Raw genomic sequence first — 15,268 nt, 5'->3', positions numbered from 1 at the left:
GTGTCGTACGGGTGGGGCCTACATGCCGTGGACGTGTGCGCCCACCGAGGAGGACCACGCGTTGCCCGCCGTCGCGTCCCAGTTGGTCGACCAGGCCATCGCACCCCGTATGCCGGGGTACGTCTTGGACGGCTTGAAGGAGCCGCAGCCCGTGCCCTCGGCCAGGCAGTCCAGGGCGTCGTTGACGACCTCCGGCGCGACATAGCCGCCGCCCGCCGCCCGCGAGGAGGCCGGGACGCCGATGCCGACCTGCGAGGGCGCGAGTCCGTTCTCCAGCTGGATGCAGGCGAGCCCGGTGAGGAAGTCGACCGTGCCCTGGCTGTAGACCTTGCCGTCGCAGCCGAGCATCGAACCGCTGTTGTAGTACTGCATGTTGACCACCGTCAGGATGTCCTTCACGGCGAGCGCGGTCTTGAAGTACTCGTTCGACGGCGACTGCATGTCGATGGTCTGCGGCGCCATGGTGAGGACGAAACCCGAACCGGCCTTGCTCGCGAGCGACTTCAGGGCCTGGGACATGTACGTGGAGTTGAGGCCGTTCTCCAGGTCGATGTCGACGCCGTCGAAGCCGTACTCCTGCATGAGGCCGTACACGGAGTCGGCGAAGGCCGTGGCGGAGGCCGCCGAGTCGACCGCCACCGCGCCCTTCTCACCGCCGACCGAGATGATCACGGACTTGCCGGCCGCCTGCTTCGCCTTGATGTCGGCCTTGAACTGGTCGACGGTGTAGCCGCCGAGACCGGCCGAGTCGAGGTTGAAGGTGACCTGCCCCGGTGTGCTGGTCGCGTCGGCGAAGGCCACGGCGACGATGTCGTACGCGTCCTGCACGTCGGCCAGCTTCTGCACCTGGGCGCCGTTGTCGAAGTTCTGCCAGTACCCGGTCACCGCGTGTTCGGGCACGGCGAGGGGCGCGGCGTCCGCCGGGGCGGCGGCGCCGGTGAAGAGGCCGGTGAGGGCGAGGGCCAGGGCGGCGAGGGCGCCGACGGCGGCTCCCGTCTTGCTGCGTGTACGGACCACTGCTGCCTCCGTGGGGGGAGTGGGGTGGGGGGATGGGGGGGTGCAGCCGGGGATGAGGGGTCCGGCTGGGGGTCAAAGCTGGTCCAGACCAATGAGGTTGTCAAGGGATCAAACATCACTTGGTGCACAGCGGAATCCCCCACCTCCACATGAACAGTGGGAAGTTGGGTGTCGAGTCGACCATGACGTGGATATGGTGCTGAGGCAGGAGTGCACGAGGACCGGGGGTGTACGCGTTGCCGACCGCCATAGCCGTCACCGGACCCGACCTCGTGCTGCCGTCGCCCGACCGGCACACCCCGTCGGCCACCGTTCTCCAGTCGGCCCCGCAGCCGGCGCGGACGTACTCCTTCGACCGGGCGCTCACCGAGATGCACACCCTCATCGAGCACCACGGCTACGTCATCGCCCTGTGCCCCGCCTCCGCGCCCCCGGCGGTCATCCAGCGGCTGCACGCGGTGCGTTCCGTCCTGGAGAGCGACCGCATCGCCGTCGTCCGCTCCGACCTGCCGCCACTCGGCCTGGCCGTACTCGCCCTGCAATTACGGCAGTTGTCGGTCTGCGACTTCAGCCCCGGGGTGCTCGCCTCCGCCGCCCGGCTGCTCTCCCACTACATCTACGCGGGTGCCCTGCTCGGCTCCGTCGCCCGGCTCGACCGGGTGCCCGTCACCCTCCAGTCACACGCCAAGTCCTGGCTGCCCGGCACCCAGTTCGCGGTCCTCGCCACGCCCCGCCCCTCGCTGATGAAGGTGTCGAGCGGCGACGAGAGGCACCTGCCCGGCCCCGGCTTCGGCACCCGGATGCTCTACGCCCCCGGCCGGCTCGCCCCCGACTGGGTCACCGCCACCCTCGCCCCCGCCTGGCACTGCCAGGACGCCACCGAGGCGCGGCTGCCCGGCGAGTCCGCGCGCTGGTGGGCCACCGGCAAGCTCGTCGAGTTCACCGCGGCCATCCCGGACATCTCCGTCCTCTACCAACTGGTGTCGTCCGTCCGGCGCGACGACTGCCACTGGTGCGGCCTCGAACTCATCGGGGACCGCTGCGCGTTCTGCGCCGCGCCCCTGCCGCCGCCCTCCGACCGCCCCGCGCCGCCGGTGCGCGCCCTGATCCCGCCGGGCTCCCGGCTCCGCCCGGCCGCACCGCACCACGCCCGCCCCACGACCGCCCTGCCCCGCGGCGCCACCTAGGACAGGACCGCCCCCGCCCGCACCTCGTACGCGACCGACGACCGCACGCGCGCCACCCCGCTCACCGTCCGTAGCCACCCGCATTCGATCGAGGTAGTCCGGCCCATGAACTCACGCCAGCGCCGCGGCATCATCCTGCTGGTCCTGTCGGTCCTGTGCGCGATCGGCGCGTTCGCCGGCGTCCTCTCGGTGATCCGCGACGTGAACGCGAAGGTGGGCCCCGAAGTCCCCGCGTACAAGCTCAAGGGCGACATCGCGCCCTACAAGGAGCTGACCGCCGACCAGTTCGAGAAGGTCGAGATGCCCGAGCGGTGGCTGTCCGACAACGCCGTCACCGACCTCGGCGAGATCCGCGGCAAGATCGCCGTCACCCAGCTGCGCAAGGGCTCGCTGCTGCAGTCCGACATGATCGTACGGCGGCCCGAACTCGCCCCCGGGCAGCAGGAGATCGCCATCATGATCGACGCGGCGACCGGCGTCGCGGGCAAGATCACACCCGGCTCGAAGGTCAACATCTACGCCACCTTCAAGGGTGCGACCGACAAGGCGAAGGACCAGTCCAAAGTCATCGTGGAGGGCGCCAAGGTGCTCGACGTCGGCAAGCTGACTCCGCTCGAACCGAACCAGGACGACCGCACCCGCCGCAGGGCCACCGAGGCGGTGCCCATCACGTTCGCCCTCGGCACCGCCGACGCCCAACGCGTCGCCTACGCCGAGTCGTTCGCCACCCACGTCCGGCTCGCCCTGGTCGGCGCCGGCGGCGAGGCGACCGTACCGCCGCGCGACCGGACGTACACCCTCGACGAGGACAAGTAGGAGGTCGGGCATGACCACTCGGATCCTCCCCGCCGTCGGCGACATCGACGCGGCCCGCGCGCTGTCCACGCTCACCGGCCAGCTGCCCGACACCGAACCGGCGCTCCCCGTCGGCGACTCCACGGCGCTCCTCGACACCCTCGCGCACCTCGCCGCCGAATCCGTCGACGAACTGCCCGAGGTCGTCCTCGTCCACGAGCGGATCGGACCCGTCCCGGCCCTCGACCTCATCCGCGACCTGGTGCTGCGCTTCCCCGCGGTCGGCGTCGTCCTCATCACCGCCGACACCAGCCCCGGCCTGCTGACCGCCGCCATGGACTCCGGGGCGCGCGGCATCGTCGCCCTCCCGCTCGCCTACGACGCCCTCGCCGAACGCGTCCAGGCCGCCGCCGCCTGGTCCACCGGGATGCGCCGCCACCTGGGCAGCGGCAGCGGCCTCGAGCTGTACGCGGGCGGGGGCGGCGGACCCGGCGGCGCGGGCACCGTCGTCACGGTCAGCGGGGCCAAGGGCGGCGTCGGCACGACCGTCACCGCCGTCCAGCTCGCCCTCGCCGCGGGCGCGTCCGGCCGCACCGTCGCCCTCCTCGACCTCGACCTGCAGTCCGGGGACGTCGCCTCCTACCTCGACGTGCAGTTCCGCCGCTCCATCGCCGACCTCGCCGCGATCAACGACATCACCCCGCGCGTCCTCCAGGACGCCGTCTACACCCACGAGAGCGGCATCGGCCTGCTCCTCGCTCCCGCCGAGGGCGAACGCGGCGAAGAGGTCACCGACCGCGTCGCGCGCCAGACCATCGGCGCCTTGCGCGCCCGCTACGACGTGGTGGTCGTCGACTGCGGCGCCTACGTCACCGCGGCGAGCGCCACCGCGATCGAACTCGCCGACCAGGCGCTGCTGCTCGTCACCCCCGACGTGGTGGCCGTGCGCGCCGCCAAACGCGTGGTGCGGCTCTGGGACCGGCTGCAGATCCGCAAGGCCGAGGAGACCGTCACCGTCGTCAACCGGCACGGCAGGACCGCGGAGATCCAGCCCTCCCTGGTGGAGCGCGTCACCGGCACGCGCATGGCCCGCACCACCGTGCCCGCCTGCTTCAAGGAACTGCAGGGCGCGGTCGACGCGGGCCGCATGCAGGACCTGGACAGCCGCTCCACGGTGAAGCAGGCGCTGTGGGCCCTCGCGGGCGAACTCGGCCTCGTCGATCCGGAAGCGGCGGGCTCCGGCGGCAAGCGGGGCGCCCTGGCCCTGCGCAGGAAGGCGGCCGGCGGCGACCGGGGCGCGGTCACCCTCGAGTTCGCCGGGATGTTCCCGCTGCTGCTCGTGGTCATGACGCTCCTGTGGCAGTGCGCGCTGTACGGATACTCGTACTCCCTGGCCGGGAACGCCGCGGACGAGGGGGCGCGGGCGGCCACGGCGGCGTACGCGGTGGGCGAGGACGCCCAGGGCGCCTGCGCGGCGGCGGCCCGGGAACACCTGCCGGACGCCTGGCAGGGGGCGGACGTGAGATGCGCGCCCGAGGGCGCGGTGTACAAGGCGCACGTACGGGTGGACGTGCCCGTCTTCTTCCCCGGCTTCGACGCGGGGTGGAAGGTCCACGGCGAGGCGGGGGCGGCGCTGGAGGGGGATGACGGGTGAAACGGTCCAGGTCCTGCGTGAGGTTCCGGGGCCGCCGGGGGCGGGCCCCCTGGCTTTCCGGACGCCGTCGCCGCTGGGGCGACCGTGGCGTATCCATGCTGGAGTTCGCCGGATTCCTGCCCATCCTGCTGCTCGTCGGCCTCGCCGCGATCCAGCTGGGCCTCGTCGGTTACGCCGCCAACCAGGCGGGTTCCGGCGCCCGCGCCGCGGCCCGCGCGGCCTCGCAGGGCGACTCGGGGCAGGTGGCGGGCGCGGCGGCGATGGACGGCGACCTGAGCTCCTCGATCGACGTCGGCGGGGGCGGCGACACCACGACCGCCACCGTCGAGGTGCAGGTCCCGACCCTGCTCCCGTTCATCGGCTCGGACTGGAGCGTCACCAAAGAGGCCACCATGCCCAACGACGACGCCCCGGACGACTGAGCCGTGCCCAACCCCCGTACGCCCGAAGGAGGTCGAAGGACGCCATGAGCCTGCGCGACCGCGTGGCCCCCACCCGCCAGACCGAGCCCAGCCGCGACGACGGCCTCGTCGCCGTCTACCGCGCCAAGCTCCTGGAGGAGATCGACCTCGCCGAGATGTCGTCGCTCGCGGCGGCGGACCGCCGGGTCCGCCTGGAGCGCGTGCTCGGCCACATCATCAGCCGCGAGGGGCCCGTCCTCTCCACCTCCGAGCGCGCCCAGCTGATCCGCCGGGTCGTCGACGAGGCCCTCGGACTCGGCGTACTCGAACCGCTCCTCGCCGACGCCTCCATCACGGAGATCATGGTCAACGGCCCCGACTCGATCTTCGTCGAGCGCGCGGGCCGGGTGGAACAGCTCCCCCTGCGCTTCGCCTCCAACGACCAGCTGATGCAGACCATCGAACGCATCGTCTCCACGGTCAACCGCCGCGTCGACGAGTCCAACCCGATGGTCGACGCCCGCCTGCCCACCGGCGAACGCGTCAACGTCATCATCCCGCCGCTCGCCCTCACCGGCGCCACCCTCACCATCCGCCGCTTCCCGCGCGCCTACACGCTCCCCGAACTCATCGCCCTCGGCTCCCTCGACGAGCACATGCTGATGCTGCTCGCCGCCTTCGTGCGGGCCCGCTTCAACCTCATCGTCAGCGGCGGCACGGGCACCGGCAAGACGACGCTCCTCAACGCCCTCTCCGGCCTGATCCCCGCCCACGAACGCATCATCACCATCGAGGACTCGGCCGAACTCCAGCTCCAGCAGGAGCATGTGATCCGCCTGGAGTCCCGCCCCCCGAACGTCGAGGGCAAGGGCCAGATCACCATCCGCGACCTGGTCCGCAACTCCCTGCGCATGCGCCCCGACCGCATCATCGTCGGCGAGGTCCGCGGCGGCGAGACCCTCGACATGCTCCAGGCGATGTCCACCGGTCACGACGGCTCGCTGGCCACCGTCCACGCCAACTCCGCCGAGGACGCCCTGATGCGCCTGCAGACCCTCGGCTCCATGTCGGAGGTGCAGATCCCCTTCGAGGCGCTGAAGGACCAGATCAACTCGGCCGTCGACGTGGTCATCCAGCTGGCCCGGCACGGCGACGGCTCCCGCAAGGTCGCCGAGATCGTGCTGCTCGTCAGCCACGGCCGCCAGCATTTCCGCATCGTGCCGGTCACCCGCTTCGTGCCGCGGCCGCTCGGCGCCGACCGCGTCGTGCACGGCCACTACGAGCACCTGCCGCTGCCGCGCGAGATCGCCGACAAGCTGTACGTCGCCGATGAACCGGTGCCGCCCGCCTTCGGGGTGGCGGAGGCCATCGACGTACTGGACACGAGAGAGGCGATCGGATGAACGACCCCGCCGTCCTCGCGCTGGGCGCCACCCTCCTCACCGGCACGCTCGCGGTCGCCGGCGTCCACACGTACGCCTCGGGACGGGCCCAACGCCAGGCCCTGGTCGACCGGTTGGCGCTCGGGCCCGGCTCGGGGGACGGCTCGCCAGGCCGCGTCCGCCGCTTCGCCGCCGTCGACCGCCGACTGCGCCGCACCCGCCTCGGCCGCTCCCTGCACCTGCGCCTCTCGGCGACGGGCCTGGACCTGACGCCCGGCGAGTTCTTCACGTATGTCGTCGCGGTGGTGGCCGCGCTCTGGCTGATCGCGGCGGCGACCCTGGCCCCCTTCTTCGGCCCGATCGCCGGCGTGGTCGCCATATGGAGCGCGCTCGCCTTCCTCAACTGGCAGCGCCAGAAACGCATCGAGGCGTTCATCAACCAGCTCCCCGACGTGGCGCGCATCCTGGCCAACGCGACCGCTGCGGGCCTGGCGCTGCGCACCTCGCTGGCGATGGCGGCGGAGGAGCTGGAGGCCCCGGCGGGCGAGGAACTGTCGCACGTGGCCGACCAGTTGACGCTCGGCCGCTCGATCGACGACACCCTGGGCGAGCTCGCGGAACGCCTCCCGTCCCGCGAACTGATCGTCCTGGTCACCACCCTGGTCCTCTCCAACAAGGCGGGTGGCACGGTGGTCAACAGCCTGCGCAACCTGACGCAGACCCTGGAGGACAGGAAGGAGACCCGGCGCGAGGTTCGCACGATGCTGTCGGAGGTCCACGCGACGGCCTTCACGGTCCCGCTGCTCGGCCTCGGCTCCCTGCTCCTCATCAACTCCTCGAACGAGGGCGCGCTGGAGCGGGTGACGGGCTCACCACTGGGCCAGACGCTGATCCTGATCTCGCTGGGCCTGTACGGGATCGGCTTCTTCGTGATCAGACGCCTCGGAAAGATAGAGGTGTAGAAGTGCGGTGCAAGGAGGGTGAGTTACGTTGCTGGGCCTGCTGTTAGCGCTGGTGATGGGCCTCGCCGTGGCCGGCGCCTGCCTGGGCATCCGCATGTACCGGGCGGACGCGAAGCTGCCGTCCGACCTGGCGGTGGCCCTGGAGGTCGGCGCGACGCGCGTCTCGGCCGCGGGCTCCGCGGTCGACCGGCTCGGCATGCGCTTCGCCCCCTTCGTGCTGCGCGCCATGGGCCCCAAACGGGTCGACGCCAAGCGCCGCAGGATCGACATGGCGGGCAACCCGGGCGGCCTGACCATCGACCGGTACGCGGCCCGGCGCGCGGTCTACGGCGTCTTCGGCGTCGTCCTCGGCCTGGTCTTCCTGACCAACGGCTCCCCGCTCTTCGGCCTGCTCACACTGGCCTTCGGCGCGGTGGCCGCGGACGCGCTGATCTGGCAGGCGATCCGCGAACGCCGCGAGGTCATCGACCGCACGCTCCCCGACTTCCTCGACGTCCTCGCCGTCGTGGTCTCGGCGGGCCTCGGCTTCCGCCAGGCGCTCGACCGGGTGGCGGAGCGGTACGAGGGGCCGTGGGCGGACGAACTCCGCATCACCCTGCGCCAGATGGACATGGGCGTCAGCCGTCGCCAGGCCTTCGACGAACTGCGCCGCCGCAACGCGTCGGAGCAGGTGGCCCAGTTCGTCTCGGCCCTCCAGCAGGGCGAGGAACTGGGCTCCCCGATCGCCGACACGCTGATCCAGCTGGCCACGGACATGCGGCGCACGGACGCGCAGAACTCCCGCCGCAGGGCGGCGAAGACGATCCCCAAGGCGACGATGGTGACCCTGGTCTTCATGCTGCCCGCCACGATGATCCTGATCGCGGCGGGGATGTTCCTGGGCTCGGGGTCGGACTTCGGCTCGATCCTGGGCCGTTAGCGCGGGCGTTGGCACGGGCGTTGGTACAGGCGTTGGCACAGGCGTTGGCACCAGCTTCGGGAAAGCCCTTCGCGGGTGCAACTCGATGTGGGACAGTCGGAATTGAGCTCACGGTTCGCGGGAGGGGACTTCGTGCATGGTGATCTCACCGAGGGGGAAGAGAACCCGCCAACTTGCGGGCCCGGCACGTGGGTTGCCGCATCCGTTGCGCAGAGTTGCTGCCGATGCACGCGTGGTGGCGTACGTTGCCTCTGACCGCAACGGGCCCGGTATCCGGTGGGAGAGAAGGAGCCGTCGTGCTGAAGGAACGCGTGCTCAGAGTCTGGGTGGACTGGACCGTTTCCGTGACGTCCCGGGTACGGGGGCGGGAGCGGGATGCGGGGGCGGGGTTTGTGGAGTATGCGGGGTTGATGATTCTTATTGCGGGGATCTTCACGCTGATCGACGGGTTGGGCCTGGACGGCCTGATCTCGGGTGCCATCCTCGACGCGGTCAGCGACGTCATCGGCGGCTGATCCGGGCCGGGTTGACGAACGATCGGGGGCAGACGCTCCCCATCTATATCTGGCTGACGGGAATCCTGCTCTTCGTCGCATTTGCCTTCTTCGCCTTCGCGCAAGCGGCCTCGGCGCGCAACGGTGCTCAGACCGCTGCGGACGCCGCAGCTCTGGCCGCCGCGCAGGACGCCAGGGATGAACTCGTCGACGGCTTGGAGCTGGCCATCGGTGACGGGGACGACTGGCTCGACCGGCTCGGCGGGGACAAGTTCGAGGGTCTCGGAGCCCAGGCCGCGGCTGACGCGCTCGCCGCGGAGAACGACGCCACCGTCGTCGTGACGCAGGCAGAAGTGAACGGTTACCGGGGCTTCCGCGCGGAGGTCGAGACCAATTACACCGTGGGCGATTCGATCATTCCGGGTACGGAGTCGAAACACGCCAAGGCCCACGCCACCGCGGTCATCAAACCGCGCTGTGATGTCGATCCTTCGACCGACCCCGAGGAGCCCGTGGAACTGGTGTGTGACGGTGAGGATCCCGTCGTGATCGATCCGGACGACTTCCAACCGGGAGACCTTCCCGATGCGTCCGTCCTCTTCTCTGTCCTCCTGGCCGACTGACACGTGATCGACGAGAGAAGGAAGCCGCAGCGATGAACATTCGGCGCACCATGAAGACCCGTAGGGCACTGACCGCTGCGGCGATCACGACTGGGCTGGTCCTCACGGTCGCCGGCTGTGGAGGCGGAGGGGACGACAAGCCCGAGTCGGAGAAGAGTCCTTCGTCGGATGCCAAGGGCAGTGGAGACGACAATGAGGAGAAGGATCCCCAGAAGCCCTCGGAGGGCAGTGTGCTGGCGGAGGTCAAGGGCGAGTCTGGTCTGACGCTCAAGGTGACGTCCGCCAAGCGTGACGAGGGAGGCTTCTTGACCGTCGAGGGGTCCGTCACGAACGGCAGCGGCAAAGCCTGGGTGGCGGGCAGTTGGCGGGGCGACGAGCGCGAGTTGGCGAAGAACGGCGGGTCGATGGCAGGCGCCAGCCTCGTGGATTCAACAGGGAAGAAGAAGTACCTCATCCTCCGCGATACGCAGGGCCGCTGCCTGTGCACGCGGTTCACGGGCGGAGTCCTCTCCGGACAGTCGGTCGACTGGTTCGCCCAGTTCCCGGCCCCTCCCGAGGAGACGAGCAAAGTCACCTTCCAGGTGGGCGGCATGCCCCCCGCCCCCATCGAGATCTCCGAGGGCGAGTGACCCATGCCCCCCCACCTCCGCACCGGCGCCACCCTCACCGCCCTCGTCCTCATCCTCGGCCCCACGTCCGCGTGGGCCGAGGACGGCGACCCCACCGCACCTCCCGGCAGCTCCACCACCTCCCCGCCCCCCGAAGTGGACTCCAACAGCCCGGGGCTGAAGCTCGCCGACGGGGCCACGCTCGCGCCCGCCAAGGTGCTCGACATCAAGTCCGTCGTCGAGGACCTCGGCGGCGAGGAGCGGCGCGAGGACACCAACACGGACGTGAAGTTCGCCCTGCAGGCGGAGGTCCTCTTCCCCAAGGACAGCTCCAAGCTGAACCCCGAGGCGAACTCCCGCATCAAGGCGATCGCCGAAGAGGCCAAGAACCAGAAGGCCACGGACGTGCGCGTCTTCGGGTTCACGGACAACCTCGGCTCCTACGGCCACGGCAAGAAGCTCTCCCGGCAACGCGCCGAGGCCGTGCACGACAGACTCGCGGGCTACCTCGGCCCCGAAGTCACGTACTCCGTACGCGGCTACAGCGAGGACTACCCCATCGCGGACAACGGCTCCGAGGAGGGCCGCCGCAAGAACCGCCGCGTGGAGGTCTCCTTCCCGCGGGGCGAGGCGGGCGCCGAGACGACCGGCGGCAGCGGGGCCGGCACCACGGACTGAGCCACGGGCGAGCCACGGGTACCGCCGCACCCGACCGAGCAGCCCCCGCGGAAACCGGCGTGCCCCCCGCGCACCCCCAATGCCAGGATTGCCCCATGAACAGCAGGGACACCACGAACGACCCGGCGCCGGACGGCAACAGGGACCACGACCCAAACCACCCCACCGGCCCTCGCCCCGCCACCGGCACCAGCCCCGCCCCCCGCCCCCGCCCCTTCGACGACCTCGTCGCCGAGGCCGAGGCCGCGCCCACCGAAGGGTGGGACTTCTCCTGGTTCGAGGGGCGGGCCACCGAGGAACGCCCCTCCTGGCGGTACGCCGAGTCCATGGCGCGACGCCTCGCCCACGCGTCCGCGAGCCTCGACATCCAGACCGGCGGCGGCGAGGTGCTCGCCTCCGCCGCCACCCTGCCCCCGCTCGCCGTCGCCACGGAGGGCTGGCCCGCGAACGTCGCCAAGGCCACCGCCCTGCTCCACCCCCGCGGCGTGGCCGTCGTCGCCGCGCCCGAGGACGCCCCGCTGCCGTTCGCGGACGGCGCCTTCGACCTCGTCACCAGCCGGCACCCGGTGAAGGCCGACTTCGCCGAGATCGCCCGCGTGCTGCGCCCCGGCGGCACCTACTGCGCGCAGCACGTCGGGCCCGCCAGCGTCTTCGAACTCGTCGAGTACTTCCTCGGACCGCAGCCCGCGGAGGTCAGGAACGGCCGCCACCCCGACCTGGAGCGCGCCGAGGCGGAGGCCGCGGGCCTGGAGGTCGTCGACCTGCGGGCCGAACGGCTGCGGATCGAGTTCCTCGACATCGGCGCCGTCGTCCACTTCCTGCGCAAGGTGGTGTGGATGGTCCCCGGCTTCGACGTGGCGACGTACCGGCCGCGCCTGCGCGAGCTGCACGACCGCATCCAGGCCGAGGGCCCGTTCGTCGCCCACAGCGCCCGGCACCTCTTCGAGTTGCGCAAACCGGTCAGTCGGGGCGGTAAGAGACGTACGGGAGGGCCTGATTCCGCATCGTTATCGAGACTGGCTCGATCCACCCGTGAACGTCACGTAAGTTCGGACCAAGGCTAATTCGCGTGAGCAAACCGACGCGGGCGGTGCCGCGCGGTGGAGGGGGCCGCACGGCACCGCGAGCCGTCACCCGCCCCCGAGCCCCGGGTCACGCCCCCCAGGCCCCCGGGTCTCGCCCCCGCGCCCCGCACGGCTACGGGCGCTCCGCCCCCCGCACAACGACACGCGCGCCCCGGCGCACGCCCCACCCGGCCATCGCCCCGGCCTCCGCCTCGATCACATGCCGGGCCCGCGGCCGCGGCAGCCCGATCCGCCCCGGCCGCATCGTCCGGACGGCCAGCACGCGGAACCCCCGGTCGAGGTAGGCCACATCGACCGCGAACCTCATCCCCACCGTGTGCACACTGCTCGCCGGCGACAGCAGGAGCGCCCCCGTGATCCCCGTCCGGCCGAGCAGTCCACGCCGCCGGGCCCGCGCCGAGTCCGCGATCTCCAGCGGGATCTCCAGGGGGGTCTCCAGCGGGATCTCCAGAGGGGCGGGGAGAAGGGGAGCGGAGACCGTCATCGTCGCCATGCCGCGAACGTAGCCGCACGGCGGCCCCGAACGTCAAGCGCGCGAACCTCCCGGGGGTCCCTCTTGGGGGGTACCGGCGCGCCCGGCCGAAAATCGCCTTCCAACCCGTGAATCCGCCGGTAGAACGGGACCGCGCAGTCGTCGGGCGGTCTCGGAGAGTAGTTGTGGCACGCCGATGCACCCAGCAGCACTTACGAAGGGTTATGGTGGAAACCCCCCCTCGGGCCGGTCCATCTCCCCCCCATGGACCGGCCCGATTTTTTGTGCCACGAAGCGGGCGGGACGCGGACCCGGCGAGCAGCCGTCGGAAGATCGTCGTCCGGATATCGTCAGGGACATGTCGAACGCATTCCCCCCGCCGCAGCATCCGCAGGATCCCCAGGCCAATCCGCAGGTCAACCCCCAGGTCAACCCGCAGGCCGGGCTCCCCACGTACAACGGACCCGCCCAGGACCCCGGCTACGGCCAGGGCCAGCAGTACGGCCAGGGGTACGGCTACGGCTACGCCCCCGGGCCGATGGCCCCGACGCGGATGCCCGGCACCGTCCGCGCCGCGCAGATCGTCCTCTGGGTCCTCGCCGGACTCACCGTCATCGGCAGCGTCATCCTGATCGGCGCGGTGAACCCGGAGACGGGCGGCGCGGCGCTCGGCGTGAACATCTGCCTCCTGGTCGCCGCCGGCATGGCCTTCCGCTTCGGCAGCGCGGGCCACGGCATCCGCGTCACCTGCATCGTCCTGACGAGCGTGCAGATCCTGCTCGGACTCGGCGGCACGGCCGCGGGCAACCCGGGCGGCCTGCTGCCGCTGCTCGGCTCCATAGCCGTGGTCATCCTGCTCTCCCAGGGCACGGCCGGCGCATGGTTCAAGCGGCCCCGCGCCTGAAGCCGCCGAAGCCCCGGACGCCCGGAGACCTCGGAGCCCCGGACCGTAACCACTCCGGTCCGGGGCTCCCTCACGTCCGGGGCTCCCTCACGTCCGGGCCCCCGCGCCCGCGCGCGTCAGCCCCGTCCGGCCCAGATGTTGGTGCCCGGCGTCGACACCGCGAACGTGTCGATCGCGGACAGCTCGTCCTCCGTCAGCTTCGGACCCGTCAGCGCCGCCACGTTCTCCTCCAACTGCTTGACGCTGGACGCGCCGATCAGCGCGGAGGTCATCCGCTCGTCGCGCAGCACCCAGTTCAGGGCGAGCTGGGCGAGCGACTGGCCGCGGGCGGCCGCGATGTCGTTCAGGCCGTTGAGGCGACGTACCACCTCGTCGCTCAGCAGCTCCGGGTCGAGCGACTTGCCCTGCGTCGCGCGCGAACCCTCCGGGATGCCCTTCAGATACTTGTTCGTCAGCAGCCCCTGGGCGAGCGGCACGAAGGAGATGCAGCCCATGCCGGCCTGCTCCAGCGTGTCGAGCAGCCCGTCCTCCTCCGTCCAGCGGTTGATCATCGAGTAGGACGGCTGGTGGATGAGGGCCGGCACGCCCATCTCCCGCAGCAGGCGCGCCGCCTGGGCGGTCTGCTCGCTGTTGTACGAGGAGACGCCCACGTACAGCGCCTTGCCCTGCTGGACGGCCGAGGCGAGGGCGCCCATCGTCTCCTCGAGCGGCGTGTCCGGGTCGAAGCGGTGGGAGTAGAAGATGTCGACGTAGTCGACGCCCATCCGAGCGAGCGACGCGTCCAACGACGACAGCAGATATTTCCGGCTGCCCCACTCGCCGTACGGGCCGGGGTGCATGAGGTAGCCGGCCTTGGTCGACAGGACCAGCTCGTCGCGGTACGCGGCGAAGTCCTGCGCGAAGATCTTGCCGAAGTTGAGCTCCGCGGAGCCGGCCGGCGGACCGTAGTTGTTGGCCAGGTCGAAGTGGGTGACGCCCAGGTCGAAGGCGCGGCGCAGGATCGCGCGCTGCGATTCGAGGGGCTTGTCGTCACCGAAGTTGTGCCACAGACCGAGGGAGACCGCGGGCAGCTTGAGGCCGCTGCGGCCCGTCCGCCGGTACTCCATCGAGTCGTAGCGGTCCGATGCCGCGCGGTACAGAGACGTGTCGTTCATGGGGACGAAGCTACTTGAGCGCCATGCGCCCCGACTGTGGAGGGACGCTCGAGCGGCGGTAGGGTGTCGCCCTCGGGGTTGCTCTGGGCGCGCCCCTTGAGGACCGCCATCTGCTGGAGGCTGACACACGTGAACCTGCGCGACCTGGTGTACGGACTTTACGCACGCCGGGTGGAAGGCCGCCTCGACCACGACCAGGTGCCCAAGCACATCGGGGTCATCCTCGACGGCAACCGCCGCTGGGCGAAGGCCGCGGGCGGGACCACCGCGGAGGGCCACCAGGCGGGCGCACACAAGATCGAGGAGTTCCTCGGCTGGTGCGCGGAGACGGACGTCGAGGTCGTCACCCTGTGGATGCTCTCCACCGACAACTTCGACCGGCCCGAGGACGAGCTGACCCCGCTCCTCGGCATCATCGAGGCCACCGTCCGCTCGCTCGTCGCCGACGGCCGCTGGCGCGTGCACCACGTCGGCGCGCTCGACCTGCTGCCGGGCCACACCCAGCGGGTGATGAAGGAAGCCGAAGAGGCGACCCGCCACAACACCGGGATACTGGTCAACGTCGCCGTCGGCTACGGCGGCCGCCAGGAGATCGCCGACGCGGTCCGCTCGCTGCTCCTCGACCACGCGGACAAGGGCACCAGCCTGGAGGACATCGCCGAGAGCGTCGACGTCGACCTCATCTCCAAGCACCTCTACACCAGCGGCCAGCCGGACCCCGACCTGGTGATCCGAACGAGTGGTGAGCAGCGTCTGTCCGGGTTCATGCTCTGGCAGTCGGCCCACTCCGAGTACTACTTCTGCGAAGTCTTCTGGCCGGCCTTCCGCAAGGTCGACTTCCTGCGCGCGCTGCGCGACTACGCGGCCCGCCACCGGCGCTACGGCGGCTGACCCGCACCACCTCCTGAGGTCGGGGTCACCCGGAGTTAACCA

At 71.1% G+C, this 15,268-nt stretch carries 17 protein-coding genes; 14 read left to right on the top strand and 3 right to left on the bottom strand.

Annotated features, from left to right (window positions below; translation table 11 throughout):
- Window positions 1-18: 18 nt before the first annotated feature.
- Complete coding sequence (locus ACZ6CV_RS06925; protein WP_469249914.1) at window positions 19-1,017, bottom strand: chitinase; 999 nt, start codon at window positions 1,015-1,017, stop codon at window positions 19-21.
- Between the two features lie 236 nt (window positions 1,018-1,253).
- Between ACZ6CV_RS06925 and ACZ6CV_RS06920 the strand changes: the two genes are divergently transcribed.
- The 12 genes from ACZ6CV_RS06920 (at window position 1,254) to ACZ6CV_RS06865 (ending at window position 11,784) form a co-directional block, all read left to right on the top strand.
- The gene (locus ACZ6CV_RS06920) at window positions 1,254-2,204 is read left to right on the top strand and encodes a hypothetical protein (protein ID WP_469249913.1); all 951 of its coding nucleotides are present in this window, start codon (window positions 1,254-1,256) and stop codon (window positions 2,202-2,204) included.
- 105 nt (window positions 2,205-2,309) lie between these two features.
- Window positions 2,310-3,020, top strand: a complete 711-nt coding sequence (gene cpaB, locus ACZ6CV_RS06915; RefSeq protein WP_469249912.1) for a Flp pilus assembly protein CpaB — start codon at window positions 2,310-2,312, stop codon at window positions 3,018-3,020.
- Window positions 3,021-3,030: 10 nt separating this feature from the next.
- Window positions 3,031-4,653 (top strand): AAA family ATPase, encoded by a 1,623-nt coding sequence (locus ACZ6CV_RS06910; RefSeq protein ID WP_469249911.1) that lies wholly within the window; start codon window positions 3,031-3,033, stop codon window positions 4,651-4,653.
- A gap of 95 nt (window positions 4,654-4,748) precedes the next feature.
- Window positions 4,749-5,075, top strand: a complete 327-nt coding sequence (locus ACZ6CV_RS06905; RefSeq protein ID WP_469249910.1) for a TadE/TadG family type IV pilus assembly protein — start codon at window positions 4,749-4,751, stop codon at window positions 5,073-5,075.
- 44 nt (window positions 5,076-5,119) lie between these two features.
- Window positions 5,120-6,457 carry a CpaF family protein gene (locus ACZ6CV_RS06900; RefSeq protein ID WP_469249909.1) on the top strand — a complete coding sequence of 446 codons (1,338 nt, stop codon included), beginning with the start codon at window positions 5,120-5,122 and terminating at the stop codon, window positions 6,455-6,457.
- Window positions 6,454-7,398, top strand: a complete 945-nt coding sequence (locus ACZ6CV_RS06895; RefSeq protein WP_469249908.1) for a type II secretion system F family protein — start codon at window positions 6,454-6,456, stop codon at window positions 7,396-7,398. The genes ACZ6CV_RS06900 and ACZ6CV_RS06895 overlap by 4 nt, the downstream gene beginning before the upstream one ends.
- 28 nt (window positions 7,399-7,426) lie before the next feature.
- Window positions 7,427-8,317, top strand: a complete 891-nt coding sequence (locus ACZ6CV_RS06890) for a DUF5936 domain-containing protein (RefSeq protein WP_469249907.1) — start codon at window positions 7,427-7,429, stop codon at window positions 8,315-8,317.
- 326 nt (window positions 8,318-8,643) lie between these two features.
- Window positions 8,644-8,832 carry a hypothetical protein gene (locus ACZ6CV_RS06885; protein WP_469250295.1) on the top strand — a complete coding sequence of 63 codons (189 nt, stop codon included), beginning with the start codon at window positions 8,644-8,646 and terminating at the stop codon, window positions 8,830-8,832.
- A gap of 11 nt (window positions 8,833-8,843) precedes the next feature.
- On the top strand, window positions 8,844-9,434 hold the full coding sequence (locus tag ACZ6CV_RS06880) for a pilus assembly protein TadG-related protein (protein WP_469249906.1): 591 nt from the start codon (window positions 8,844-8,846) through the stop codon (window positions 9,432-9,434).
- Between the two features lie 32 nt (window positions 9,435-9,466).
- A complete protein-coding gene (locus ACZ6CV_RS06875; protein ID WP_469249905.1) occupies window positions 9,467-10,063 on the top strand; it encodes a hypothetical protein in 597 nt (198 codons plus the stop codon).
- 3 nt (window positions 10,064-10,066) lie between these two features.
- Window positions 10,067-10,720 carry an OmpA family protein gene (locus tag ACZ6CV_RS06870; protein ID WP_469249904.1) on the top strand — a complete coding sequence of 218 codons (654 nt, stop codon included), beginning with the start codon at window positions 10,067-10,069 and terminating at the stop codon, window positions 10,718-10,720.
- 95 nt (window positions 10,721-10,815) lie between these two features.
- Window positions 10,816-11,784 (top strand): class I SAM-dependent methyltransferase, encoded by a 969-nt coding sequence (locus tag ACZ6CV_RS06865; protein ID WP_469249903.1) that lies wholly within the window; start codon window positions 10,816-10,818, stop codon window positions 11,782-11,784.
- Window positions 11,785-11,917: 133 nt separating this feature from the next.
- Here ACZ6CV_RS06865 and ACZ6CV_RS06860 read toward each other — a convergent pair whose 3' ends face one another.
- A complete protein-coding gene (locus tag ACZ6CV_RS06860) occupies window positions 11,918-12,289 on the bottom strand; it encodes a DUF192 domain-containing protein (RefSeq protein ID WP_469250294.1) in 372 nt (123 codons plus the stop codon).
- A gap of 346 nt (window positions 12,290-12,635) precedes the next feature.
- On the opposite strand from ACZ6CV_RS06860, the gene ACZ6CV_RS06855 reads away from it, so the two are divergent.
- Window positions 12,636-13,181: a hypothetical protein gene (locus tag ACZ6CV_RS06855; RefSeq protein ID WP_469249902.1), complete on the top strand. Its 546-nt coding sequence runs from the start codon at window positions 12,636-12,638 to the stop codon at window positions 13,179-13,181.
- A 116-nt stretch (window positions 13,182-13,297) separates the two neighbouring features.
- Here the strand turns inward: ACZ6CV_RS06855 and mgrA are convergent, their stop codons facing one another.
- On the bottom strand, window positions 13,298-14,335 hold the full coding sequence (gene mgrA, locus ACZ6CV_RS06850; protein ID WP_469249901.1) for an L-glyceraldehyde 3-phosphate reductase: 1,038 nt from the start codon (window positions 14,333-14,335) through the stop codon (window positions 13,298-13,300).
- A gap of 129 nt (window positions 14,336-14,464) precedes the next feature.
- Here mgrA and ACZ6CV_RS06845 point away from each other — a divergent pair, with 129 nt between their 5' ends.
- Window positions 14,465-15,226, top strand: coding sequence for an isoprenyl transferase (locus ACZ6CV_RS06845; RefSeq protein ID WP_355803326.1), 762 nt, complete (start codon window positions 14,465-14,467; stop codon window positions 15,224-15,226).
- Window positions 15,227-15,268: the final 42 nt, after the last annotated feature.

It is taken from the genome of Streptomyces sp. NPDC041713 (assembly GCF_055591085.1).
This window is presented reverse-complemented; position numbering and strand designations above follow the sequence as displayed.

Coding starts and splice junctions, on each gene's coding strand:
- ACZ6CV_RS06875 (WP_469249905.1), top strand. CDS start 9,467: ATGAACATTCGGCGCACCATGAAGACCCGTAGGGCACTGACCGCTGCG.
- mgrA (WP_469249901.1), bottom strand. CDS start 14,335: ATGAACGACACGTCTCTGTACCGCGCGGCATCGGACCGCTACGACTCG.
- ACZ6CV_RS06860 (WP_469250294.1), bottom strand. CDS start 12,289: ATGACGGTCTCCGCTCCCCTTCTCCCCGCCCCTCTGGAGATCCCGCTG.
- ACZ6CV_RS06870 (WP_469249904.1), top strand. CDS start 10,067: ATGCCCCCCCACCTCCGCACCGGCGCCACCCTCACCGCCCTCGTCCTC.
- cpaB (WP_469249912.1), top strand. CDS start 2,310: ATGAACTCACGCCAGCGCCGCGGCATCATCCTGCTGGTCCTGTCGGTC.
- ACZ6CV_RS06910 (WP_469249911.1), top strand. CDS start 3,031: ATGACCACTCGGATCCTCCCCGCCGTCGGCGACATCGACGCGGCCCGC.
- ACZ6CV_RS06895 (WP_469249908.1), top strand. CDS start 6,454: ATGAACGACCCCGCCGTCCTCGCGCTGGGCGCCACCCTCCTCACCGGC.
- ACZ6CV_RS06900 (WP_469249909.1), top strand. CDS start 5,120: ATGAGCCTGCGCGACCGCGTGGCCCCCACCCGCCAGACCGAGCCCAGC.
- ACZ6CV_RS06905 (WP_469249910.1), top strand. CDS start 4,749: ATGCTGGAGTTCGCCGGATTCCTGCCCATCCTGCTGCTCGTCGGCCTC.
- ACZ6CV_RS06865 (WP_469249903.1), top strand. CDS start 10,816: ATGAACAGCAGGGACACCACGAACGACCCGGCGCCGGACGGCAACAGG.
- ACZ6CV_RS06855 (WP_469249902.1), top strand. CDS start 12,636: ATGTCGAACGCATTCCCCCCGCCGCAGCATCCGCAGGATCCCCAGGCC.